This is a genomic window from Pandoraea sp. (assembly GCF_041919235.1).
Lineage (GTDB): Bacteria > Pseudomonadota > Gammaproteobacteria > Burkholderiales > Burkholderiaceae > Pandoraea.
Genome location: NZ_JAYRUC010000011.1, coordinates 97,247 through 122,204, shown reverse-complemented (window position 1 = coordinate 122,204; position 24,958 = coordinate 97,247). Strand labels below are relative to the sequence as shown.

Sequence of the window (24,958 nt, the reverse complement as noted above, 5' to 3'; positions counted from 1 at the left end):
TTTCCGAAAGTGAATCGGAGAGCGAAGCAATCTTGGAGATCAGGAATGCGAGGACGCGGGAATGCCGAAATGAGCGAATGCGGGAGAAAGGATGAGGAAAGATGTAGGACGCCGTGGTCAAAAAAATGGCGGGACACTTAGGCCCGCCAAAACCACACGCTACGGGGTTAGCGCGAGGAGACCAGATTCGGAGCACTGTATCGAACCGCCTTGCAAACCGCGCCGGGGGACGCGCTTTGCCGATACAGTCGCGCTGCCGTGTTACCGGGGGATAAGCACGTCAGCGTTGAGAAGCATTGTGGTTCAAACGTATGGGGGGAGGGGTAACAAAGTGTTTCAGGTTGTAACACCTAGCGCGTTCCATCACCTTTTCGATCCGTCTGCCCGCCTTGTCCGACAAGGGTTTCAAGGATGACACCAGAACGTCCATTTTGTTCGCCATCCTGAGTAACTCGTCCAACGAAGCATCGCCGAGGGCGGCGCCCTTGGACACCGCCTCACCTCAGGGACGTGGCACCACCGCATTTCACGCCCGATTCGTCAATGTGCTAACTTCATTCTTTGTGCGTGGCAGCAAAGTGGGCGTGCGCAATCGGAGGCGCACCCACTTCGCGGTTCGGCAGCGCACCGAGAGCAGCGATTCGTCCACCGACAGCACCGGCCCGAACGGCCCACACTCGCATGGAAACCATTGAACGTCTGGGACAGATACTGGCGCGCGACCGCGTAATTGGCGTCGTGGGCCTGTCCCCGCGGCCGGACCGGCCAAGCCACACCACGTCGCGCTACATGCAGTTGCATGGCTACCGGATCGTGCCGATCAACCCGCAGGCGGCGGACTCGGGTGAGAAAATTCTGGGCGAGACCGTCTACGCCAGCCTCACCGACGCGGCCGACGCCTTGCGTGCCGAGGGCGTGAAGATCCAGATGGTCGACTGCTTCCGCCGCAGCGGCGACATTGCGCCGATCGCGGACGAAGCGGTCGCCATCGGTGCCAACAGCTTATGGATGCAGTTGGGGATCGAAAACGATGAAGCCGCCGCCGTCGCGCTGGCGGCAGGACTCGACGTCGTGATGGATCGCTGCGTCAAGATCGAACACCAGCGCTGGCAGATGCGGGGTGGCAACGCCGCCGTCGATCGTTAAACCGCCGTCGCGTCCCCATGGCACCGACTCAGAACCCAGGACCCGTTCGCATCCGTTCGCCCCTTCCCTCCCTCCTCTTTACGCCAAGCCATCGCCTGCCGACATGACCATTGACGCCGATCTACTCGCCTACTACGACCAAATGGCGCGCAAGTACCCCGCATCCACCGACGCGCAGACACCGAGCGCGCAAGACGCGCGCGCCCGGTTTGCCGCCATCGCGACCGAGGCCTTGCGCCCATTGCCGGCTGGCTTGCGTACCGAGACATTCGATATTCCACTGCCGGGCCGCACCCTGCGAGCCAGGCTCTATCGCCCGGTCGGCCGGGAAGTCCCGCTTGTCGTGTACTTCCACGGCGGGGGGTGGGTGGTGGGAGACGTCGATACCCATGGGACGCTGACGGCGTTTCTGGCGCAGGACGGCGACGTGGCGGTGTTGAGTGTCGATTACCGGTTGGCGCCTGAGCACCCGTTCCCGGCGCCGATCGACGACGCGCGCGAAGCGTTGGCGTGGGCGGCGGAGCAGCGGGCACGGCTGGGCGTGAGTGTCGATCGTCTGGCCGTGGCGGGCGACAGCGCAGGGGGCCATCTGGCGGCGCAGGCGGCCGCGTGGTTCAACGACCGGCATCCGGGGATCGTGGGCGCGCAATTGCTGATCTATCCCGTGGTGCAGTGCCGGTTCGACACGCCGAGTTATGAGCGTCTCGCGAACGGGGTGGGCCTGACGCGCGACGAGATGCGCTGGTATTGGTCAACGTTTCTCGGGAGCGAGAAACCGTCGGCGAGCGACCCGCGCATCAATCTCACGGGCGAGGCGCCGCGTCACGCGCTGCCTCACGCCTTGGTGATTGCAGCGGAATACGATCCGTTGCACGACGAAGCCCTATCGTATGCGCAATTCGTGGCACAGTCGGGCGGCCGGGCGGAGGTCATCGAAGCGCCCGGCCTGACGCACAGTTTTGCGAGGTTACAGCCGTTCGTCCCGCAGGCGAGGCTGGTCATGCACGATGCGGCCCAGCGCCTGCGAGACTGGCTGGGATAAAACCAGCGCCCTCACTTCAACCACTTATCCACAACCTTCTGATACTCGCCGGTCTTCTGCGCGAGGTTGAGCCACTGGTCGACGTATTGTTTGAAGATGTCGTCGCCGCGCGGCAGCAGGTAGGCCTTCTCGCCGAACTGAAGCGGCTTGTCGGGGTTCACCGGGCACAGTGACGGATTGAGTTTGTGCTGAAGCAGGGTCTCCGACGCGTCGGTAACCATCACGTCGGCTTTACCGTCCACGATCTGCTTGAAAATCGTGACGTTGTCGGGATAGATCGTGAGCGTGGCATTCGGCAGGTACTGGCGGGCGAACCGTTCGTTCGTACCGCCAGGGTTGGCAATGACGCGCGTGCTCGGTTGGTTCAGATCGGCAAGCGTCTGATATTTGGCGACGTCGGTGCAGCGCACGATGGGCGCTTTGCCGTCGACCATGACGACGTTGCTGTAATAGGCGCGCGCCGCACGATCCAGCGTGACCGATATCCCGCCGACCGCGATATCGCATTTGCCGCCGGTGAAGTCATCCATCAACCCTTTCCACGTGGTCGGCACGATCACGGGCTTCACGCCGAGCGACTTCGCCAGCGACGCGACCAGATCCACGTCGATGCCCTCGACCTGACCGTCCGGACGACGATACGAGTAAGGCTTGTAGTCGCCCGTAGCACACGCGCGCAGCGTGCCCGACTTCACGATGTCGTCAAGCCGGGAGTGGATGGCCGGGGCCGCAGAAGGACTCACGGCAGCGACCGATTGCGCCTGGGCGGCAGAAACGGCGAGCGCCGCCCCCGCCACGAGGGCCGCACTGGCGGCCGTCATCATGACTTTCATACTTGTCTCCTGATGGTTGACGTTGTGACGCACTGCGCTCGCGAACCGTCTGACGCAGCCCGTGGGGCTTAATACTAATGAGACTCTCGGCCGCCGCCAATCTGAACGTCGCCTGCCGTCGCACAAGCCACGTCGATTCAACGGCGCGCCTGATGTGCGGCATAACCGCCCGCAATGCGACCGGCCTCAGGATACCCGAGTAAAATAGCCGCTTGCCCCAATCATCCAACCCACCGCCGCGACGTGTCCCAAGCTCTGCAAAACGATACTTTCCTGCGCGCCCTGCTGCGCCAGCCGACCGAGTACACGCCGATCTGGCTGATGCGCCAGGCGGGCCGGTACCTGCCCGAATACAATGCCACGCGCGCCAAGGCCGGTAGCTTTCTGGCGCTCGCCAAGAACCCCGCCTACGCCACCGAGGTCACGTTGCAGCCGCTGGAGCGCTTCCCGCTCGATGCCGCCATCCTGTTCTCGGACATCCTCACCATTCCGGACGCCATGGGCCTCGGGCTGTCGTTCGAAGCCGGCGAAGGCCCACGCTTCGCCCACCCCCTGCGCACCGAGGACGACGTGCGCCGCTTGCAGGCGCCGGACCTCGACAGCCTGCGTTATGTCTTCGACGCCGTCGCCGAGATCCGCCGCGCCCTGAACGCACGCGTGCCGCTCATCGGCTTCTCCGGCAGCCCCTGGACGCTCGCGTGCTATATGGTCGAAGGGGCCGGGTCGGCCGACTTCCGCACCGTCAAGACGATGATGTACGCGCGCCCCGACCTCATGACGCACATCCTCGAGACCAACGCGCGCGCCGTCGCCGCCTACCTCAACGCCCAGATCGAAGCGGGGGCGCAGGCCGTCATGGTGTTCGACACCTGGGGCGGCGCGTTGGCCGACGGCCTCTACCAGCGCTTCTCGCTCGCCTATATGCAAAAGGCGCTCGCGCAGGTGCACCGCGAATGGCACGGGACCCGGATTCCCCACATCGTCTTCACCAAAGGCGGCGGCCAATGGCTCGACGCCATTGCCGACACCGGACCCGACGCCATTGGGCTCGACTGGACCGTCGATCTCGCCGCCGCGCGCCGTCGTATCGGCGATCGTTGTGCGCTGCAAGGCAATTTCGACCCCACCGCCCTCTTCGCACCGCCCGAGGCCATTCGCACCGAGGCGCGCCGTCTGCTCGACGCCTACGGCAATGCCCCCGGCCATGTCTTCAATCTTGGGCATGGCATCTCGCAGTTCACGCCCCCCGAACACGTTGCGGCGCTCGTCGACGAAGTGCATCAATACAGCCGGAAGCTGCGCCAGTCGGCATGATCGGCCCTTCCCACAAGCGATGGTGCGGGTTTGCAGGCCATTTCGCCACGCAAACCCAAACCGCCGTTTCAAGCGGGGAATGTCAAGGGAAAACCTGTCGAGGAACCGCTCCAATTTGCGGAGTTGTCCAGAACACTTATGCACAAATTCTCGCTGCGCCGCCGCAAGTGCATGGCAAAGGGGAGGTGCCGTGGACGTTGTTCATAAGCCATTGATCGAAAAGCGTTTTTAATTCAGGCAAAGTCGAGGGCTCGCGCGACGCAAGGGCCGTGTGGTGAGGCAGGCAGGCGATAATCCCCACAGTTCTCAACATAGTTATCCACAAGCGCCACCAGCCCACTGGAAACCCGACTCAAATCCGGGGTTTACCGAAACTTCTCAGGATTTACTTTAAGTTTGACTCGCGCCGACGACTTGTCCGTACCGTCTTCTGCATCGACTGAGGAGGCCCTTTCTCTGGTAGCCAGTCCGCGTACCGGCGTGCCCACGATCGCCCGCGTTGCACTCGATACGCCGCTTCTCACGCTGTTCGACTACCGGCTCGATCAGGCCGCAAGCCCCGGGCAATTGGTACAGGTGCCGTTCGGCCGGCGTCAGGTCGTAGGCGTTGTCTGGGAATTGACGCAGCGCAGCGAAGTCGACCCCGCCAAGCTGCGCGACGTGACCGCCGTCTGGCACGCGTTACCGCCGCTCGGCGACGATTGGCGCGACTTGATGCAATTCGCATCGCGTTACTACCAGCGCGGCATCGGTGAAGTGGCGCTGCCGGCCATTCCCGCGCATCTGCGCACGTCGATGCGCTGGGCGCGGCTCCTCGCCCAGCGCGGCCTGCAACGTTACCGGCTGGCCGACGGCGCGCTCGCCACGCTCATGACGCACGTTCCCGCCCGGCTGCGCGCGCAGCGCCGACTGGCCGAGGGCCTCGCACAGGCCGGCACGCTCGATGCCGACGAAGCGCGGGCCCTGTACTCGAAGGCCCCCGATGTGCTCAAACAGTGGGCTGACGCCGGATGGGTCGTCGTCGACACCGTGCCATTCCATCAGGCGGTGCGCCATGCCGATGACGACGACGGATCGAGCACCGGACAGACCGACGCCACCGAGGCGCCTGCCGGGGTCGAAATCGGCTCCGAGGGCGCCCCCCGCACGACCAAGACGTTGACCGCCGGACAGGCCGACGCCGTCGCCGCCATCCACGACGCCCTCGACGCCCACGACGCCGCAGGGGTTCAATGCGTCGATGGCACACCGTCGGTCGAGGGAAACGAAGCGGGCGAGTCCACTGCCTGCCCGCCGTTCCTGCTCTATGGCGTGACCGGCAGCGGCAAGACGGAAGTCTATCTGCGTGCGGTGGCCGAAGCCCTGCACAAGCCTGGCGCGTGCAACGCTCAGGTCCTCGTCCTCGTGCCCGAAATCAATCTGACGCCGCAACTCGAAGGCGTCTTCCGGGCGCGATTCCCCGATGAGTCGCTCGTCACGCTGCATAGCGGTCTGGCCGAAGGCGAACGCGCGCGACACTGGCTCGCTGCCCATCGCGGCGAAGCGCGCATCGTGCTCGGCACCCGTCTCGCCGTGATGGCATCGCTGCCGCATCTGCGGCTGATCGTCGTCGACGAAGAGCACGACCCGTCGTACAAGCAACAGGAAGGACTGCGATACTCGGCACGCGATCTCGCCATCTGGCGCGCGAACCGGCTACGCATCCCCGTCGTCCTCGGCTCCGCCACGCCCTCGCTCGATAGCTGGCGGCGCGCCGACCAGGGCCGCTACGTACGTCTCGCGATGCCCGAACGCGCCACCCCGGATGCCGTGCTGCCGCGCGTCTCGCTCATCGACATGGATATCGAACGCAAGCGCCAGCGCACGGTCCACGAAGGGCTGTCGCAATCGCTGCTTGCCGCCATTCGCGCCAGGCTCGACGCCGGTGAGCAGAGCCTGCTGTTTCTGAACCGTCGCGGCTATGCGCCGGTGCTCAACTGCGATGCCTGTGGCTGGATCAGCGACTGCCGCCGATGCAGCGCCCATATGGTGCTGCACAAGCCCGAACGACGGCTGCGCTGCCATCACTGCGGCGCGGAATCGCGCATTCCTCACGCGTGCCCTGACTGCGGCAACCTCGATCTCGCGCCGCTCGGGCGCGGCACCCAGCGCATCGAAGAAGCGCTCGCGGAACACTTCCCCGAGGCGCGACTCGCTCGCATCGACGCTGACAGCACGCGCCGCAAAGGCAGCGCCCAAGCGCTCTTTGCTCAGGTCCACGCCGGCGAAGTCGACATTCTGATCGGCACGCAGATGGTCGCCAAGGGCCACGACTTCCGTCGCGTAACGCTCGTGGGCGTAGTCAACGCAGACAGCGCCCTCTTCTCTCACGACTTCCGGGCCGCCGAGCGCCTCTTCGCGCAACTGATGCAGGTCGCCGGCCGAGCCGGGCGCGCAGCACGCGCCGACGGTCCCGGCGACGTGTTGATTCAGACACGCTACGCATCGCACCCGCTGTTCGCGTCGCTCATGCGCCATGACTACGCGGGCTTTGCAGCCCAACAGTTGGAGGAACGCCGCGTCGCCCTGCTGCCGCCATTCACACATCAGGCGCTGCTGCGCGCCGAGGCACGGCGCCTGGACGACGCCATGACGTTCCTCAAGCAGGCCCGCGAGATCGCCGCCGCGCCCGCGCTGAACGACCCGCGCATTTCGCTTTGGGACCCGGTGCCGATGACCATGGTCCGGATCGCGGGCACCGAGCGCGCGCAACTCGTGGTCGAGAGCCCGCATCGCGGCGCCCTCCAGCGCTTTCTCACGCACTGGATGAGCGAATTGCGTGCACTCAAGGCCCCCGTGCGCTGGCATCTCGAAGTCGACCCACTCGAAATATAAATCGGTATATAGCGTTCCGGAAATTTGACATCGCTATCGAAATCTCCGACGATGCAAGCGTCAGCCGAAAGCCGCACCAGAACGGTTCACGTCATTCGCGCAATCAGAAGTCCTACAGGAGACATTCCGATGAAGCCGCACGATCCGAGCGCCAGTCCCACGGCGCCGCACCCCCCTTCTGCATCTGCCGCACCGGCATCGCTTCCCACGGAATCTCCGCTCGCCGAGGCCTCGCGTCGCCGCTTCCTGCGTCGCGCAGGCGCACTGGGCGTTGGGGCCAGCCTCGCCGGACGCGCGCTCGATGCGCTTGCCGCGGCCGCCGCACCGCAGACGGTCACGCTGCCGTTCGCCAATGGGGAGCGTGAACTCATTGCGTATCCGCAGAAGCGTCCGCTGATCCGTTTGACGGCGCGTCCGCCACAACTGGAAACGCCCTTCGAGATCTTCAACGAGGGGCTGATCACGCCGAACGACGCGTTCTTCGTTCGCTATCACCTGGCGGGCATTCCGACCGACATCAACCCGGCGAAGCATCGGATTCGTGTGGGTGGCAGTGTTGCCAAGCCGCTCGACATCTCGCTCGCATCGCTCAAGAAGGATTTCGGCGCGCCGGTGGAAATCGTGGCCGTCCATCAGTGTTCGGGCAATAGCCGCGGCTTCTTCGATCCGCGCGTCGCGGGCGGGCAGATCGCCAACGGCGCGATGGGCAACGCCCGCTGGCGGGGCATTCCGCTCAAGCGAATTCTCGAGCGTGCAGGTGTATCGGCCGGTGCAAAACAAGTCACGTTCGAAGGCCTCGACCGGCCCATCGTCCCCACGACGCCCGAGTTCGTGAAGGCGCTCGACCTCGAGCATGCGATGGACGGCGAAGTGATGATTGCATTCGCCATGAACGGCCAGGACCTGCCAATGCTCAACGGCTTTCCGGTGCGGCTCGTCGTGCCGGGTTACTACGGCACTTACTGGGTGAAACATCTGGCCGACATCAACGTGATCGACAAGGTGTTCGACGGCTTCTGGATGGCCACCGCATACCGCATTCCCGACAACGACTGCAATTGCGTCCCCCCCGGCAAGGCCCCGGAGAAAACGAAGCCGATCGAGCGCTTCACGGTGCGCTCGTTCGTCACGAGCCTTGCCGACGGTCAGCATGTGGCGGCAGGCAAGGCGCTGCGCGTGCGCGGCATTGCATTCGACGGCGGCGAGGGCATTCGCGACGTGCAGTTCTCGGCCGACGGCGGCCAGACCTGGCAGGCCGCCCAACTCGGCACCGAACTGTCGAAGTATTCGTTCCGGGAGTGGACGGCGTCCTTCACGCCACCCCAACCCGGCGAGTACGCACTCAAAGTGCGCGCGACGAATCGCGCAGGGGTCACACAACCGCTGCAATCGCTGTGGAATCCGGCCGGCTATCTGCGCAACGGGGTGGAAACCGTGCGCGTGATCGCGGCTTGAGACGGGGACGACCATGAATCTTTCGAAGCTCGCGAGCCACTCGGCCGTGCTGTGCGGCCTGCTCGGCGCACTCGCCTCCGCCCCCGCCCATGCCCTCGACATCAAGCTGCCGCAGGAGACGTCGCAACTGAAGGCCTCGACCTTGGCCGGCTACCAGTCGGCGAACGCGTGGTGCGTAATGTGCCACTCGCTCGACTACGTCAACACCCAACCGCCCATGCCCGCTGCCTTCTGGCATGCAGAAGTCGCGAAGATGGTGAAGGTCTACGGCGCGCCGATTCCGGAAGATCAGGTCAAGCTGATTTCGGAGTATCTCGGAAAAACGTACGGTAACGATCAGAAATAGCGCCCTCCGGCCCCGGCCCGAGGGCCGGGGTGCCACCGTGCCATGACGCTTTGCCCGTTTCCGCTTGCACCGCCAACATCGAATGCGTTGACATCGCATGTCGGCACGCCTCCGTAGCCTGCGGTGATTTCGGGCACCCATAAGGTGCAACCCTAATATTGGCGATGGTTGCACCTCTTTTGAAACCCGGTTACGATGCCGCCATTCACCCGCTATGGGTGTCATGCTTTCGCGTCTTCAGGTAACCCTTTCATGGCTAACACCACCCTCGGCGTCAAGGTCGACGACGTCTTGCGCACCCGGCTCAAGACGGCTGCCCAGAAAATCGAACGCACCCCGCATTGGCTTATCAAACAGGCCATTTTCGCGTACCTGGAACGCATCGAGAGCGGCGTGTTGCCGCCCGAACTGAGCGGAGCGAGCCAGTCCGGCACCGAGGTGATCGATGGCGACGCGAGCGATGACACCGTCGCGCACCCGTTCCTCGAATTTGCCCAGAACGTGCAACCGCAATCGGTGTTGCGCGCGGCGATCACGGCGGCCTACCGCCGTCCCGAGCCGGAGTGCGTGCCCGTGCTGGTCGGTCAGGCCAAGCTGGCCTCGGCCACCGCAACGTCGGCCTCCGAACTCGCTCGCAAGCTCGTGGTGGCGTTGCGCGGCAAGAGCACCGGCGGCGGCGTGGAAGGTCTGATTCACGAATTTTCGCTGTCCAGCCAGGAAGGCGTGGCGCTCATGTGCCTGGCCGAGGCCCTGCTGCGTATTCCCGACAAGGCCACGCGCGATGCACTCATTCGCGACAAGATCAGCAAGGGCGACTGGCACGCGCACATGGGCAATTCGCCGTCGATGTTCGTCAACGCCGCCACGTGGGGCCTGATGATCACCGGCAAGCTCGTCACCACCACCAGCGAAGCCGGCCTCACCAAGGCCCTCACGCGTCTGATCGGCCGTGGCGGCGAGCCGCTCATCCGCAAGGGTGTCGACATGGCGATGCGCCTGATGGGCGAGCAGTTCGTGACGGGCGAGACCATCTCCGAAGCGCTCGCCAACAGCCGCAAGTACGAAGCACAGGGCTTCCGCTATTCATACGACATGCTCGGCGAAGCGGCCACGACCGACGAAGACGCGCAGCGCTACTACGCGAGCTATGAGCAAGCGATTCATGCCATCGGCAAGGCCTCGGCGGGCCGTGGCATCTATGAAGGTCCGGGCATCTCGATCAAGCTCTCGGCACTGCACCCGCGCTACTCGCGCAGCCAGCACGAGCGCACGGTCACGGAACTGCTGCCGCGCGTGCAGGCGCTCGCCAAGCTGGCGCGCAGCTACGACATCGGCCTGAATATCGACGCCGAAGAAGCCGATCGCCTCGAAATTTCGCTCGATCTGCTCGAAGCGTTGTGCTTCGATCCCGAACTGGCCGGATGGAACGGCATCGGCTTCGTGGTGCAGGCCTATCAGAAGCGTTGCCCGTTCGTGATCGACTTCATCATCGATCTGGCCCGCCGCAGCCGCCATCGCATCATGGTGCGTCTCGTCAAGGGCGCGTATTGGGATACGGAGATCAAGCGCGCCCAGGTCGACGGCCTCGAAGGCTATCCGGTCTATACCCGCAAGATCTACACCGACGTGTCGTACCTCGCGTGCGCGAAGAAGCTGCTCGCCGTGCCCGACGCCGTCTACCCGCAGTTCGCCACGCACAACGCCTACACGCTCTCGGCGATCTATCATCTCGCGGGCAACAATTACTACCCGGGTCAGTACGAATTTCAGTGCCTGCACGGCATGGGCGAGCCGCTCTACGAAGAAGTCGTCGGCCCCGTTGCGGCCGGCAAGCTCGCGCGTCCGTGCCGCGTGTACGCCCCGGTCGGCACGCACGAGACGCTGCTCGCCTACCTCGTGCGCCGTCTGCTCGAGAACGGCGCGAACACGTCGTTCGTGAACCGCATTGCCGATGAGACCGTCAGTGTCGACGAACTGATCGCCGATCCGATCTCGGAAGCCGAAAAGGTGCAACCGCTCGGCGCACCGCACGCCAAGATTCCGCTGCCACGCGATCTGTATGGCGTGGCGCGCGCCAACTCGGCGGGCTTCGATCTGTCGAACGAGCACCGTCTCGCCTCACTGTCGTCGGCCCTGCTCGCCAGCGCGGGCACGCCGTGGCGCGCCGCCCCCATGCTCGCCGACGGCGAACGCACCGCCGGCACGCCGCGCGCTGTCCGTAACCCCGCCGATCTTCGCGACACCGTCGGTCAGGTCATCGAAGCCACCTCGGCAGACGTGGATGCCGCGCTGCTGCACGCCGTGGCCGCCGCACCGATCTGGCAAGCCACGCCGGTCGAGGAGCGCGCTGACTGCCTGATGCGCTCTGCCGATCTGCTCGAAGCCCACATGCCCACCCTCATGGGCCTGTGCGTACGCGAAGCCGGCAAGTCGCTGCCCAACGCCGTGGCCGAAGTCCGCGAAGCCGTCGACTTCCTGCGCTACTACGCCGCGCAGATCCGCCAGGGCTTCTCCAACGACACGCACCGCCCGCTGGGCCCGGTGCTGTGTATCAGCCCGTGGAACTTCCCGCTGGCGATCTTCGTCGGGCAGGTTGCCGCAGGCCTGGCCGCCGGCAACCCCGTCATTGCCAAGCCGGCCGAGCAGACGCCGCTCATCGCCGCCGAAGCCGTGCGCCTGATGCATGCCGCCGGCGTTCCGGCCGGGGCGTTGCAACTGCTGCCCGGCACGGGCGAGACGGTCGGCGCCGCGCTCGTGGCCGACGCCCGCACCAAGGCCGTCATGTTCACCGGCTCGACCGAAGTGGCCCGCATCATTGCGCGCACGCTGGCCGACCGGCTCGACGCCAACGGCCGTCCCATTCCCCTGATTGCGGAGACCGGCGGCCAGAACGCGATGATCGTCGACTCGTCGGCGCTGCCCGAACAGGTCGTGTACGACGTGCTCGCGTCGGCATTCGACTCGGCCGGTCAACGCTGCTCCGCCCTGCGCGTGCTGTGCCTGCAGGACGACGTTGCCGACAAGACGCTGCACATGCTCAAGGGCGCGATGCAGGAACTGTCGATCGGCAATCCGGATCGCCTGTCCATCGACGTGGGTCCGGTGATCGACGCCGAAGCCCAGAACGGCATCAACCGTCACATCGAACAGATGCGCGGCAAGGGCTTCCCCGTGGAACAACTGCCGCTGCCCGACGCCGCCCGACATGGCACGTTCGTGCCGCCAACGCTCATCGAGCTGACCGATCTGACGGCCCTGCAACGCGAAGTCTTCGGACCGGTGCTGCACGTGATCCGCTTCAAGCGCGCACAACTCGGCAAGCTGCTCGACCAGATCAACGGCACCGGATACGGCCTGACGTTCGGCGTACACACGCGTATCGACGAGACCATCGCCTACGTGACCGAGCGCGCCCACGTCGGCAACATCTACGTGAACCGCAACGTGATTGGCGCTGTGGTCGGCGTGCAGCCGTTCGGCGGAGAAGGTTTGTCTGGGACGGGTCCGAAAGCAGGCGGTCCGATGTATTTGCCGCGTCTGCTCGCGACGCGTCCGGCCGCGCTTCCCCCGGAGCTGAACCGCAACGAAGCCGCGCTCTCGCCGCTGGTGAGCTATCGCGACTGGCTGCATGCACAGGGCAACGCGGTGGACAACGCCGCCGCGATCGATCGCGTCGACCGCTACCTGGCGACCTCGGCGCTCGACGCCACCGCCGTGCTGCCGGGGCCGACCGGCGAGCGCAATACCTACGGCCTGGAGCCGCGCGGCCCGGTGCTGTGCGTGGCTGCCACGCCGCTGGGCGCGCGCACGCAACTCGCCGCAGCGCTGGCGACGGGCAACAACGCGATCTTCACGGAAAGCGCCGCCGCCCGTGAACTGGTGAGCACCCTGCCCGCCGCGCTCAAGGACCGCGCGTCGATGCTCGCGGCCGGTACGGACGCGGCCGGTGAGGCGTCGCTCTGCGCCGTATTGTTCGAGGGCGACAGCGACGAATTACGCGCCCTGAACCGCCGCATCGCGACCCGCAACGGTCCGATCCTGTCGATGCAAGGCCTCTCGCCCGAGGCGCTGGCCGCCGGCGACGACTACGCACTCGAGCGACTGCTGTGCGAGCGCTCGGTGTCCGTCAACACGGCCGCCGCAGGGGGTAACGCCAACCTCATGACCATCGGATGATCACGGCAAGCCGTCAGGTCTCGTAACGAATTCCTTCGGATTCGTCTGAAATCTGACCGCGCGCCTTGACGACCGGAAGGGCGACTTGACGGTCGACCGACCGGTCGAATCGTCCAATCGCGCCGTCACTTGCGCCACCACTCGCGCCGTCACTCGCGGCCGCCGGCATCCCGCGTTTCGGGACACTGGCGGCCGCATCGCGTGAGCAACCCGCCCATTCCCACGCGCCCCTCGACCGCCATCTCCGTCACCGTCCTCACCACCTTCACCGCTCTCTGCGCCCCCACGCAACACCCGTAGCCACGCGCATGACGCGCATTCGCGCTATCTTCGCGCCCGCCCCCGACATATCACGCGTCTCACCGCCTTCGTGCGGTCAACCCGTGCCGGCGACACGTATCGCCGGCCATCGCGGTCGTCATGCCGCGTCGAGGCCTCTTTCGTCATGCCGGAAGAGGTGCCCGCCGCGCGTGATACCGGCGCTCAAGGAGGCTACATGTCCCTTTGGAATCCCACAGCGGTGTCGTTCACCGTGTATCTGCTGTTGATGCTGGTGATCGGATGGCTCGGCTACCGGGCCACCCATGATCTTTCCGACTACATCCTCGGCGGACGCCGCCTTGGCAGCTTCGTCACTGCGCTCTCCGCCGGCGCCTCGGACATGAGCGGCTGGCTGTTGCTCGGCTTGCCGGGCGCCATCTACATCGGCGGCCTGTCGGGCGTCTGGATCGCCGTGGGCCTGGCCATCGGCGCATGGGCCAACTGGCATCTCGTGGCCGCGCGCCTGCGCGTGCACACGGAGGTGTGCGGCAACGCGCTGACCTTGCCCGAGTACCTCACGCAGCGCTTCGGCGACCGCAGCCATGTGCTGCGCATCGTCACGGCGCTCGTGATTCTCATCTTCTTCACGATCTATTGCGCCTCGGGGGTCGTGGCCGGCGCCCGTCTGTTCGAGACGATGTTCGGCCTGGACTATCGCACGGCGTTGTGGATCGGTGCCGTGGCGACCATTGCCTATGTGTTCATCGGCGGCTTTCTCGCGGTGAGCTGGACGGATACGGTGCAGGCGTCGCTGATGTTCGCTGCGCTGGTCGTCACCCCGATTGCCGTGATTGCGCTCGACGGCAGTCCGGCAGCGGCCGTGGACGCGGTGACCGCCGTGCACCCGGCGCACACCGATTGGTTCGGCGATCTTGCCCCCATCGGCGTGATTTCGATGCTCGCCTGGGGGCTGGGCTATTTCGGCCAGCCGCACATCCTCGTGCGTTTCATGGCGACGCGCACGGCCGCGGCGATTCCGCAGGCGCGCCGCATCTGCATGACCTGGATGGTGCTGTGCCTGACGGGTGCCGTCGCCGTAGGCTTCTTCGGCCTGGCGTTTTACAGTGCGCGACCGGATCTCGGTGCTGGCGTGGCGGCGAACCCGGAGACCATTTTCATCGCGCTGACGACCCAGCTCTTCACCCCGTGGCTCACGGGCGTGTTGCTGGCGGCCATTCTCGCGGCCGTCATGAGCACGTTGTCCTGCCAATTGCTCGTGTGTGCGAGCGCGCTGACGGAGGACCTTTACAAGACGTTTGCGCGCGGGCCGGTCAGCCAACGCCGACTCGTGTGGATCGGCCGGGCGATGGTGCTGAGCGTGGCGGTCATCGCCGTGCTACTGGCGCTCGACCCGGAAAGCCGGGTTCTCGGCATGGTGAGCTACGCCTGGGCGGGTTTTGGGGCGGCCTTCGGTCCGCTGGTGCTGGCCACGCTGTTGTGGCCACGCGTCACCCGTAACGGGGCGCTTGCAGGCATTGTCGTCGGTGCAGCCACGGTCCTGATCTGGAAACAGTTCGGCTGGTTCGACCTGTACGAGATCCTGCCGGGCTTCGTGCTGGGCGGCCTGGCGCTCATCGTCGTGAGCCGCCTCGACCGGGCGCCGGGCGCAGACGTGCTCGCCCGCTACGCGGCCGCCGAGGCGACCTTGCGCGAGATCCGGCAGAGCGCGCCGGACGGTACGGGTAGCACCGGCGGTCCGGCGGCGCAACCGTCGCCATAATCGAGTAGCACCTGCCATCGGAATATCTCCCTCTTGACCAGCGCGCGCAGCCATCCAATACTGCCGCGTCGGACGCATTATGCGTTTGATTGCGATTGATGCCGTCTCGGGCCGACCGGCCTTTTGCAGACGGCGTTCCAAGAAAGGCGTGCCGCGGCGATCCCGCAGGCACGCCACTCAATGACATACACATGCAAGGAGAGGGTTGATGCAATCGAAGCTTACGCTCAGCGCAGTCGCAGTCGCGGGACTGCTCGCGTACGGCACGGCCAGCGCGCAGCAGGCGCAGGAAGTGAAGCTGGGTTTTGCCGCACCGCTCACGGGCGCTCAGGCGCACTACGGCAAAGACATGCAGAACGGCATCCAGCTCGCCGTCGACGAGTACAACGCCACGAAGCCGACCATCGAAGGCAAGCCGGTGAAGTTCGTGTTGCAGTCGGAAGACGATCAGGCCGACCCGCGTCAGGGCTCGCTGGTCGCGCAGAAGCTGGTCGACTCGGGCATCAAGGGCATGCTCGGCCACTTCAATTCCGGCACGACGATTCCCGCTTCGCGCATTTATGCGCAAGCGGGTATTCCGGAAATCGCCATGGCGACGGCTCCGGAATACACCAAGCAGGGCTTCAAGACGACGTTCCGCATGATGACCTCGGACATCCAGCAGGGCTCGGTCGTCGGCACGTTCGCCGTGAAGAAGCTGGGCTTCAAGAACATCGCCATCGTTGACGACCGCACCGCCTACGGTCAAGGTCTGGCCGACGAGTTCGAGAAGGCGGCCAAGGCGGCGGGCGGCAAGATCGTGCGCCGCGAGTACGCCAACGACAAGGCCGTGGACTTCCGCGCCATTCTGACCAACCTCAAGCGCGCCAATCCGGACATGGTCTTCTACGGCGGCGCCGACGCGCAAGCCGGCCCGCTCGCCAAGCAAATGCGCGAACTGGGCATGAAGAGCACGCTGATGGCCGGTGAAATGGTCAAGTCCGACGCGTTCCTGAAGATCGCGGGCGACGCTGCCAACGGTTCGGTCGTCTCGCTCGCCGGCCTGCCGCTCGACAAGATGCCTGGCGGTGCCGCTTACGAGTCGCGCTACAAGGCCAAGTTCGGCACGGGTCCGGAAACGTACTCGCCGTACGCCTATGACGGTGCAATGGCCATGATGTCGGCCATGAAGAAGGCCAACTCGACCGACCCGGCGAAGTACCTGCCGGTGCTTGCGAAAACGAGCATGCCGGGCGTGACCACGCGCGAGCTGGCTTACGACAAGTTTGGCGATCTGAAGTACGGTTCGATCACGCTCTACAAGGTGGTCGACGGCAAGTGGACTGTGCTGGAGACCGTCGGCGGCAAGTAAGCGCCTGACGAGGTTCCGGTAGCGGCAAGCAACAAGGGCCTGTGAGGATGACTCACCGGCCCTTGTCCTTGATGCCTGCATCATGGCATCGCTGCAACGCCGCATCACTGCATCACTGCATCACTGCATCACTGCATCACTGCATCACTGCATCACTGCATCACTACATTACGGTATTACGGCATCGCCCCGTCGCCGCATCACCCGACGACGGTACGCCTTCACAAGATGACAGCGAGACACGTCACCAGACATCCTTTGGCAGACGCTCGCGCATCTCCGGCGGCAGCACATCGCGCGTGAAGACCGGCTCTGCGATACCTGCCTTGCGCTGCGCCTGGTAGTCGCGCCACGCGATCAGCGCATACTTCATCAGCATGCCGATGGCGACAAGATTGATGAACGCCATCAGTGCGGTCCCGACATCGGCAAAGCTCCACACCAGTGGCAAGCTCGCGACCGACCCCAGCATCACCGCCAGCAGCACCAGCGCGCGAAAGATGTTGAGCAGCCAGGGCCGCTGCGTCAGGTAGTCCATGTTCACTTCGGCATACGCGTAGTTGCCCAGCACGCTCGAGTAAGCGAGGAAGAACACGGTCACCCCGGTGAAGACGACCGCCCAGGGGCCCACGTGCGCGGCGAGTGCGCGTTGTGTGAGCACGGCGCCTTCGGGCGCGGCGCCCGGCATGAACTCGCCCGAGAGGAGAATCATGAACGCCGTGGCCGAACACACCACAATGGTGTCGAAGCACACGCCGAGCATCTGCATCAGTCCCTGTTGCACCGGATGTCTGGTCGTCGCCACGGCGGCGGCATTGGGCGCGCTGCCCATGCCGGCTTCGTTGGAGAACAGGCCACGCTTCACCCCCATCAACACCGCCTGACTAACGGCGTAACCGGCGATGCCGCCCGCAGCGGGCTCCAGCCCGAACGCGTGACGCAAGATCATCGAGATCATGCCGGGAATCCGATCGAGGTTCACGATGCACACGTAGGCCGCAAGCCCGACGTAGGCAAGCGCCATGACCGGCACGATCCATTGTGCAAAGCGCGCGACGCGTCGCACGCCGCCATAGATGATCGGCGCCGTCATCAACACCAGTGCGATGCCGATCCACGTTCGCTCCCAGCCGAACGACGCCTCCAGCGCCTCGGCGATCGAGTGCGACTGCACGGAGTTGAGTGCGAACCCGAAGGTGAAGAGCAGCGCCAACGCAAACAGAATGCCGAATTTGCGCGAGCCGAGTCCGATCTGGATGTAATACGCCGGACCGCCACGGAAGGTGTTGTCGTGGCGTGGCACTTTGAAGATCTGCGCCAGCGTCGATTCGACGAACGCCGACGCCATGCCGAGCAGCGCGGTCATCCACATCCAGAAAATGGCGCCCGGCCCGCCGATGGTCAGCGCGACGGCGACCCCCGCGATATTGCCCGTGCCGACGCGGCTCGCGAGTCCCGTGGCGAACGCCTGAAACGGCGAGATGCCGGAGGTGCTACCGGAGGTGCGCAGGAGGCAAATGCTATGCCAGAGCGCCCGAATCTGAATCCCGCCGAACCGCACGGTGAAGTAAAGCCCCGCCCCTAACAAGGCAATCACCAGCGGGTACCCCGAAAGTACCCCGCCGACGGCATCGACCAACGGTTTGAGCCAGCTCTCCATGTCTCGTGTCTCCTGTCGCAACCACTTGTCGACCCCCGGAACAAAGGGGTAAGCGACGAAGAATCTCAAGATTTGGTCCCGCACGACAGGACCAGGCATAACTTTGAGCCATTGCCCATACGCAACTGCGCGACAAGAAAAAAGCCGCCCGGCAAACGCCGCGCGGCTCAAAGACAAGGCAAGGAGACATCGGCAAGCAGGTTAGCCGAGGAATGTGTCGGTCATGTGTCAGTCACGGGGATGCCCCAGGGCAGAAGGGCAGAAGGGCAGACGCGGGCGATATGGCCGCTCGAAAGTGGTGAGCGGCCGACGCAAAACGAAGATGGGTGAGACACGCAAGACGGGGGTGCCCGCCGCGCTTAGAAGTTTAGGGAGCAATTCTGTGTATGCGGGTCGCAGAGCGAAAAGCCTCGCGCGCGCGCGTCTTCCTTCGATCTGAAAGCACAGATCAGTTCACCATAGGTGTTCCCGAATTCGGCGTAGGGCGTACCGCCCACGGTGACCATTTGGCCCCTCTCGTTGACGTTGTACACGACCGCAGTATCGGAATAGCCCACTGAACTACACCATCCTCTCGAGACGATGGTGCAGAACTGCGCGCCGGGAATTGATCCGAACCACCCGCTCCACCGCCAACTGCCGCCCCGGATCTTCTTGTACCCGTTGCAACCGCCCCATGACTGGGTCCATTTCGCCATGATGAGCGGCCGGTCCTTTTCAACGACTCGCTCAACCTCTTTATGCACGACTCTGGTGACGTATTCGGTGGTGCGAGCAAGTTGCCATGTCCAACCGTCGCTGGAGTTCTGGCAGGAGAGCATTTTGCCGCTGTGGTCACGCCCGATTTCGCCGGGTTGGCAGGACTTGTTTTGCTCGTTGGATCGATCCAGCCGAATGACGCCCGATTCGGATTGAAGTCTGTTGGCCGTCACTTGCCCCGCGCGCTCGATATTGTTGCTTTGCATTTTCAGCGCACCGCCGACGGTCGCCCCGCGTTGCGCCGTCAGCCGGCCGCTGACTGTCGCATCGCCCGACACCGTCGCCGCCTCTACCTCGAGGCCTCTCATCGTAAGCATGCCATCGCCTTCGATATTGCGAGCCCCAACGATGTCCTGCCTGCTCCGGCCTGTCTCGTCGCTCAGGTGTAGCGTGCCCTTCACTCTGGCCGTGCCCGCGATCTCAAGTTCGTTCATGCTGAGCTTGCCCATGCCGACGATGTTCTTGATCCCTTTGATGCTCTGGTGCGTGCTACCGTTCTCGAAGTCCAGATCGCCCGTGATGTTGCGCGATCCATCGCGCCGGACATTGACGTCCAGGCTATGCGTGAGGAAACCGCCCCGCATCGCGACCAATCCCGGCTTCCCCAACGGATTGGGCACCGCCTGCGGAATCGGCTGCATATTCTCGTCGACAAAGCGGAATTCCTGCGGCTTCTCCATCGTAGACGTCCCACCGAACGCACCGACCGTCTTCACGACAATTGCCGCAAACGCGTAGTCGGGCGCGGTCGAATACGCTCGCTTTGCCGGCTCGGTGAGATACGTCAGCGAATTAATCTGGCAACTTGTCGGGTTCTTCTGATCGCATTTTCGGTAGATGCGAATCTCGTAGTTGCCCAGACCATGCGGCGGCTTGCTGCCCACTCCGGAAATATCGAGAACCTTGATGAGCGCTGCCGCGTCCAGATTGCCAACATGCGAGTAGGCGAACGACGCCGAAGCGGGCACGTTGGTGAACGTATGCCCGTTGATCGGGAGCTTTTTGCCCGGCGTCGATAGCAGCTCTTCGAGCTGCTTGTAGTGCTTCGCCACGAACGTATCCGCCGCGCTGCCGATGATCTTGAGTCCTTGACCGACGCGCTCTGCCCGCTCGATCCGCATCTGCCGCATCTGGTTCACTCCCCAGAATGTAATCAGCATGCCGACCACAGCAATCGCGATCGCGGCGGAAACGAGGAAGATCCCTGACTGATTTCTTCGCATTGTTGTGCCCCTCCGGAACAGCTGACAAACGCTCCGCGTGGAGGCGTCGACGATTGCAGCGGCGTTAAAAGGTGACATTCTGCGCGGCGCGACTCGCTTTGGGGTTGGGATATGGCCGATAAGCATCAGCGGCTGACCCAGATACGGAAGTCGCGCCGCAAAAAGAAAAAGCTGCGTGACGCTCGCCACGCAGCTTTCCCATCCATCGACGCAAATTCAACACTCCACGATATTCACCGCCAGCCCGCCGCGCGCCGTTTCCTTGTACTTCGTCTTCATGTCGGCGCCCGTCTCACGCATCGTCTTGATGACGGAATCGAGCGACACGTAATGCGCGCCGTCGCCCCGTAACGCCATGCGCGCCGCGTTCACCGCCTTGACCGACGCCATCGCATTGCGCTCGATGCAAGGAATCTGCACCAACCCGCCGACCGGATCGCACGTCAGACCAAGGTTGTGCTCCATGCCGATCTCGGCAGCGTTCTCGACTTGCTCGACCGTACCGCCTTGCACCGCAGCAAGCGCCCCCGCCGCCATCGAACACGCCACGCCGACTTCGCCCTGACAACCGACCTCCGCGCCGGAAATCGACGCGTTGAGCTTGTACAGAATGCCAATCGCCCCGGCGGTCAGCAGGAAGTCGATCACCCCCTGCTCGTTCGCACCGTGCACAAAGCGGTCGTAATAATGCAAGACCGACGGGATGATGCCCGCCGCACCGTTCGTCGGCGCCGTCACCACGCGACCGCCCGCTGCGTTCTCCTCGTTGACCGCAATCGCGTACAGATTCACCCAGTCCATCACCGACAGCGGATCGGACAAGGTACGCTCGGCGCGTTGCGTGAGCTGACGATACAGCTCCGGCGCGCGACGGCGCACATGCAACGGCCCGGGCAGTTCGCCGTCGGCGTCGTCGTTACCGATGCCGCAACCGCGCGTCACGCACGACTGCATGACATGCCAGATGTTGAGCAACCCGCGACGAATGTCCTCTTCCGCCGTCTCGCCGTGATGCCAGACCTTCTCGTTCTCCCACATCAGTTGGGCAATGCTCTTGCCGCTCGCGCGGCACATCTCCAGCAGTTCCTTGCCCGTACGGAACGGATACGGCAGTTGGTCGTGGGCCGCAAGCACCTGCGCGTTCGATGCACCGGCCGTCACAACGAAACCGCCGCCGACCGACAGATACCGGCCTTCGCGCAGCGTGTTGCCGTCGGCGTCGAACGCGTGGAATTTCATGCCGTTCGGATGCTCCGCCATAGCCTCGCGACGATAGAACACCATGTGTTCCTTCTCGACGAACGGCACCTCGTGCGTGCCGAGAATCGACAGCACCTTCTCGCGGCGCAGCGTGGCCAAGCGCTGCGCAATCGTCGACGGATCGACGGTATCGGGCGCCTCGCCCATGAAGCCGAGCAGCACCCCCTTGTCGGTGCCGTGGCCCTTGCCCGTGGCACCCAGTGAGCCGTACAGCTCGGCGCGCAGCGACCCCACCTGCGGCAGCAGGCCGTCACGCGCGAGCCCCTGCACGAACATCAGCGCCGCGCGCATGGGCCCCACGGTGTGCGAACTCGACGGTCCGATACCGACTTTGAACAGATCGAAGACTGAAACGGCCATGGGACTTTCCTGAAGTTCTGAAACGTAGTTGTGACGCAAAGAATGCCACCGGACCGGCGCATTCGCGGAATGTCCATAGTGACAAAAAGGGGCCGGCAAGTTTCTGCCAGCCCCCGTTTGTCGAGATGTTGCGACGCTTACTCGTAGTCGCTCATCGGTACACAGGCGCAGAACAGATTCCGGTCGCCGTAGACATTATCGGCACGTCCGACCGGCGGCCAGTACTTGCGCTCGCGCAGGGCCTTCACCGGGTACGCCGCCTGACTGCGCGCGTATGCGTGCGGCCATTCGTCCGCCGTCACGACATCGGCTGTGTGCGGCGCGTGCTTGAGCGGGTTGTCCTCGCGGTCGGCGCGGCCCTCTTCCACCGCACGGATTTCTTCGCGGATCGCGACCATCGCCTCGATGAAACGGTCGAGTTCGTGCTTCGATTCCGACTCCGTCGGCTCGACCATCAGCGTGCCCGGCACGGGGAAGCTCATCGTCGGGGCGTGGAAGCCGAAGTCCATCAGGCGCTTCGCCACGTCGTCGACGGTGATGCCGCTGGTGTCCTTGAGCGGGCGCAGATCCAGAATGCACTCGTGCGCAACCAACCCGCCCGGACCGGAGTACAGCACCGGATAGTGCGGCGCGAGCTTCTTCGCGAGATAGTTCGCATTGAGAATGGCCGTCTCCGTCGCGGCCGTCAGACCCTGCGCGCCCATCATGGCGACATACATCCAGGAGATCGGCAGAATCGACGCCGAACCATAGGGCGCCGCCGACACGGCACCGATGCCGTGGGCATCGCGCGAGTAACCCGTGGAGCGCTGGTTGGGCAGGAACTGCGCCAGATGCGCGCCCACGGCCACCGGACCCACGCCCGGGCCGCCGCCGCCATGCGGAATGCAGAATGTCTTGTGCAGGTTCAGGTGCGAGACGTCGCCGCCGAATTCGCCCGGTGCGCACAGACCGACCATCGCGTTCATGTTGGCGCCATCGACATACACCTGGCCACCGTTGGCATGCACGATTTCGCAGATCTGACGCGCGCCCGCTTCGAACACGCCATGCGTGGACGGGTACGTCATCATGATCGCGGCCAGACGGTCGCGGTGCTGCTCGGCCTTCGCCTGCAAATCGGCCAGATCGACGTTGCCGTTGGCATCGCACGCGACCACCACGACCTGCATGCCGGCCATCTGGGCCGACGCCGGGTTCGTGCCGTGCGCCGAAGCGGGAATCAGGCAGATGTCGCGATGCGATTCACCGCGCGACGCGTGGTACGCCTGAATGATGAGCAAGCCGGCGTACTCGCCCTGCGAGCCCGCGTTCGGCTGCAACGAAACGGCGGCGTAGCCGGTGGCCGCCACCAGCATCTGCTCGAGCTGGTCGATCATCGAACGATAGCCGACCGTTTGTTCCGTCGGCGCGAACGGGTGAATCTGACCGAATTCCGGCCACGTCACCGGCAGCATTTCCGAGGTGGCGTTGAGCTTCATCGTGCACGAACCGAGCGGAATCATCGTGCGGTCGAGCGCCAGATCCTTATCGGACAAGCTACGCAGATAGCGCAGCATTTCGTGCTCGGAGTGATAGCGATTGAACACCGGGTGCGTCAGGTATGCGCTCTGACGTGCGAGCGCCGCCGGGAAACCGTTCGAGACGGTGGTCTCGATGGCGTCGAAGTTCAGCGCGACGGCGCTCTTGCCGAGACCTTCGGCCACGACTTCCCACAGCGCGATCACGTCCTCGCGCGTGCTTGTCTCGTCGAGCGAGATGCCCACCGTGTCGGCATCTTCGCGACGCAGGTTGAAGCGGCGCGCGGCGGCCACCGTGTGGACCGTGTCGGCGCGACCGGTCACCGGCACCGTCAGCGTGTCGAAGAACGTGGCGTTGCGCGGAGCGGCGCCGAGTGCGGTGAGACCGGCGGCGAGCACGGCCGTCAGGCAATGGACGCGCTCGGCAATGACACGCAGCCCCTGCGGACCGTGATAAGCGGCGTACATGCTGGCCATGATGGCGAGCAACGCCTGCGCGGTACAGATGTTCGACGTCGCCTTCTCGCGGCGGATGTGTTGCTCGCGCGTTTGCAGCGCCAGACGCAACGCAGGCTTGCCTTGCGAGTCGATCGACACACCGACCAGACGTCCCGGCATCGAACGCTTGAGTTCGTCGCGCGTGGCCAGATAGGCCGCGTGCGGCCCCCCGAAGCCCATCGGCACGCCGAAGCGCTGGCTGTTACCGACGGCCACATCTGCCCCCCACTCACCCGGCGGCGTGAGCAGCGCGAGCGAGAGCAGATCGGCGGCGGCGATCAGCATGCCGCCCTTGGCGTGAATCGCGTCGGCCAGCGCGCGATAGTCACGCACGTCGCCGCCGACACCGGGGTATTGCACCAGCACGCCGAACGCATCGATTTCGGTCGCTGCGGCCACCGGGCCGACCTGCACCTCGATGCCCAGCGGCTTGGCACGCGTTTGTATCACTTCGATGGTTTGCGGCAGCACGTCGTCGGCCACGAAAAACGTGTTCGACTTCGACTTGCCCGTGCGTTTGACCAGCGTCATCGCTTCGGCGGCGGCGGTCGCTTCGTCGAGCATCGACGCGTTGGCGATCGCCAGCCCCGTCATGTCGATGATCATCTGCTGATAGTTGAGCAGCGCTTCGAGACGGCCCTGCGAGATTTCCGGTTGATACGGCGTGTAGGCCGTGTACCAGGCCGGATTCTCGAGCACGTTGCGCAGGATCACGCCCGGCGTGAACGTGTTGAAGTAGCCCTGACCGATGAACGACTTGAAGACCTGATTCTGGTCGGCGAGCGCGCGCAGTTGCGCCAGCGCCTGCGACTCGGTTTGCGGTGCGGCGAACTGGCCGAGCGACGTGGCAAAGCGAGCGCCGTCGCGGCGGATCGACGCGGGCACGACGGCGTCGATCAGTGCGGCGCGCGATGCATAGCCCAGTTCGGCGAGCATCGCTTGTTGTTCGGGGGTGTCCGGGCCGATGTGGCGCGCGGAAAAGTTGTCGCGCTGCTCAAGCTCGGCGAGCGAGCGGCGCGGTGCTTGCAGGTCAGTCAAAGCATTCATGGGTCAAATCTCTCGTTCGATCACGGCAAGTGACGGCGGGGGTATTGCAAACG

At 64.6% G+C, this 24,958-nt stretch carries 14 protein-coding genes; 9 read left to right on the top strand and 5 right to left on the bottom strand.

Annotation, left to right across the window (positions count from 1 at the left end; all coding sequences use genetic code 11):
- The first annotated feature begins 681 nt into the window (after window positions 1–681).
- The gene (locus ACE3UG_RS11090; RefSeq protein ID WP_374623579.1) at window positions 682–1,146 is read left to right on the top strand and encodes a CoA-binding protein; all 465 of its coding nucleotides are present in this window, start codon (window positions 682–684) and stop codon (window positions 1,144–1,146) included.
- Window positions 1,147–1,249: 103 nt separating this feature from the next.
- Window positions 1,250–2,188, top strand: coding sequence for an alpha/beta hydrolase (locus ACE3UG_RS11085; protein WP_374623576.1), 939 nt, complete (start codon window positions 1,250–1,252; stop codon window positions 2,186–2,188).
- Window positions 2,189–2,199: 11 nt separating this feature from the next.
- Here the strand turns inward: ACE3UG_RS11085 and ACE3UG_RS11080 are convergent, their stop codons facing one another.
- Entirely contained in the window at window positions 2,200–3,021 is an 822-nt protein-coding gene (locus ACE3UG_RS11080) for a transporter substrate-binding domain-containing protein (RefSeq protein WP_374623573.1), read from the bottom strand.
- A gap of 243 nt (window positions 3,022–3,264) precedes the next feature.
- Here ACE3UG_RS11080 and hemE point away from each other — a divergent pair, with 243 nt between their 5' ends.
- The 7 genes from hemE to ACE3UG_RS11045 all read left to right on the top strand — a co-directional run bounded on the left by hemE (window position 3,265) and on the right by ACE3UG_RS11045 (window position 16,578).
- Window positions 3,265–4,335: a uroporphyrinogen decarboxylase gene (hemE, locus tag ACE3UG_RS11075; RefSeq protein WP_374623571.1), complete on the top strand. Its 1,071-nt coding sequence runs from the start codon at window positions 3,265–3,267 to the stop codon at window positions 4,333–4,335.
- 480 nt (window positions 4,336–4,815) lie between these two features.
- Entirely contained in the window at window positions 4,816–7,209 is a 2,394-nt protein-coding gene (locus ACE3UG_RS11070; RefSeq protein ID WP_374623568.1) for a primosomal protein N', read from the top strand.
- Window positions 7,210–7,338: 129 nt separating this feature from the next.
- The gene (locus ACE3UG_RS11065) at window positions 7,339–8,664 is read left to right on the top strand and encodes a molybdopterin-dependent oxidoreductase (RefSeq protein ID WP_374623565.1); all 1,326 of its coding nucleotides are present in this window, start codon (window positions 7,339–7,341) and stop codon (window positions 8,662–8,664) included.
- A gap of 13 nt (window positions 8,665–8,677) precedes the next feature.
- Complete coding sequence (locus tag ACE3UG_RS11060) at window positions 8,678–9,010, top strand: sulfite:cytochrome C oxidoreductase subunit B (RefSeq protein WP_374623562.1); 333 nt, start codon at window positions 8,678–8,680, stop codon at window positions 9,008–9,010.
- Window positions 9,011–9,262: 252 nt separating this feature from the next.
- Window positions 9,263–13,186: a trifunctional transcriptional regulator/proline dehydrogenase/L-glutamate gamma-semialdehyde dehydrogenase gene (putA, locus tag ACE3UG_RS11055; protein WP_374623559.1), complete on the top strand. Its 3,924-nt coding sequence runs from the start codon at window positions 9,263–9,265 to the stop codon at window positions 13,184–13,186.
- 496 nt (window positions 13,187–13,682) lie between these two features.
- Window positions 13,683–15,227: a sodium/proline symporter PutP gene (putP, locus tag ACE3UG_RS11050; protein ID WP_374623557.1), complete on the top strand. Its 1,545-nt coding sequence runs from the start codon at window positions 13,683–13,685 to the stop codon at window positions 15,225–15,227.
- A gap of 208 nt (window positions 15,228–15,435) precedes the next feature.
- Window positions 15,436–16,578, top strand: a complete 1,143-nt coding sequence (locus ACE3UG_RS11045) for a branched-chain amino acid ABC transporter substrate-binding protein (RefSeq protein WP_374623554.1) — start codon at window positions 15,436–15,438, stop codon at window positions 16,576–16,578.
- 244 nt (window positions 16,579–16,822) lie between these two features.
- Here the strand turns inward: ACE3UG_RS11045 and ACE3UG_RS11040 are convergent, their stop codons facing one another.
- The 4 genes from ACE3UG_RS11040 to gcvP form a co-directional block, all read right to left on the bottom strand.
- A complete protein-coding gene (locus ACE3UG_RS11040) occupies window positions 16,823–18,238 on the bottom strand; it encodes an alanine/glycine:cation symporter family protein (RefSeq protein WP_374623551.1) in 1,416 nt (471 codons plus the stop codon).
- A 359-nt stretch (window positions 18,239–18,597) separates the two neighbouring features.
- A complete protein-coding gene (locus ACE3UG_RS11035) occupies window positions 18,598–20,409 on the bottom strand; it encodes a hypothetical protein (protein ID WP_374623548.1) in 1,812 nt (603 codons plus the stop codon).
- Window positions 20,410–20,436: 27 nt separating this feature from the next.
- Window positions 20,437–21,840 carry an L-serine ammonia-lyase gene (locus ACE3UG_RS11030; protein ID WP_374623545.1) on the bottom strand — a complete coding sequence of 468 codons (1,404 nt, stop codon included), beginning with the start codon at window positions 21,838–21,840 and terminating at the stop codon, window positions 20,437–20,439.
- Between the two features lie 137 nt (window positions 21,841–21,977).
- Complete coding sequence (gene gcvP / locus ACE3UG_RS11025; protein ID WP_374623542.1) at window positions 21,978–24,905, bottom strand: aminomethyl-transferring glycine dehydrogenase; 2,928 nt, start codon at window positions 24,903–24,905, stop codon at window positions 21,978–21,980.
- Window positions 24,906–24,958 lie beyond the last annotated feature (53 nt).

Coding starts and splice junctions, on each gene's coding strand:
- ACE3UG_RS11090 (WP_374623579.1), top strand. CDS start 682: ATGGAAACCATTGAACGTCTGGGACAGATACTGGCGCGCGACCGCGTA.
- ACE3UG_RS11085 (WP_374623576.1), top strand. CDS start 1,250: ATGACCATTGACGCCGATCTACTCGCCTACTACGACCAAATGGCGCGC.
- ACE3UG_RS11080 (WP_374623573.1), bottom strand. CDS start 3,021: ATGAAAGTCATGATGACGGCCGCCAGTGCGGCCCTCGTGGCGGGGGCG.
- ACE3UG_RS11065 (WP_374623565.1), top strand. CDS start 7,339: ATGAAGCCGCACGATCCGAGCGCCAGTCCCACGGCGCCGCACCCCCCT.
- ACE3UG_RS11060 (WP_374623562.1), top strand. CDS start 8,678: ATGAATCTTTCGAAGCTCGCGAGCCACTCGGCCGTGCTGTGCGGCCTG.
- putA (WP_374623559.1), top strand. CDS start 9,263: ATGGCTAACACCACCCTCGGCGTCAAGGTCGACGACGTCTTGCGCACC.
- putP (WP_374623557.1), top strand. CDS start 13,683: ATGTCCCTTTGGAATCCCACAGCGGTGTCGTTCACCGTGTATCTGCTG.
- ACE3UG_RS11045 (WP_374623554.1), top strand. CDS start 15,436: ATGCAATCGAAGCTTACGCTCAGCGCAGTCGCAGTCGCGGGACTGCTC.
- ACE3UG_RS11040 (WP_374623551.1), bottom strand. CDS start 18,238: ATGGAGAGCTGGCTCAAACCGTTGGTCGATGCCGTCGGCGGGGTACTT.
- ACE3UG_RS11030 (WP_374623545.1), bottom strand. CDS start 21,840: ATGGCCGTTTCAGTCTTCGATCTGTTCAAAGTCGGTATCGGACCGTCG.
- gcvP (WP_374623542.1), bottom strand. CDS start 24,905: ATGAATGCTTTGACTGACCTGCAAGCACCGCGCCGCTCGCTCGCCGAG.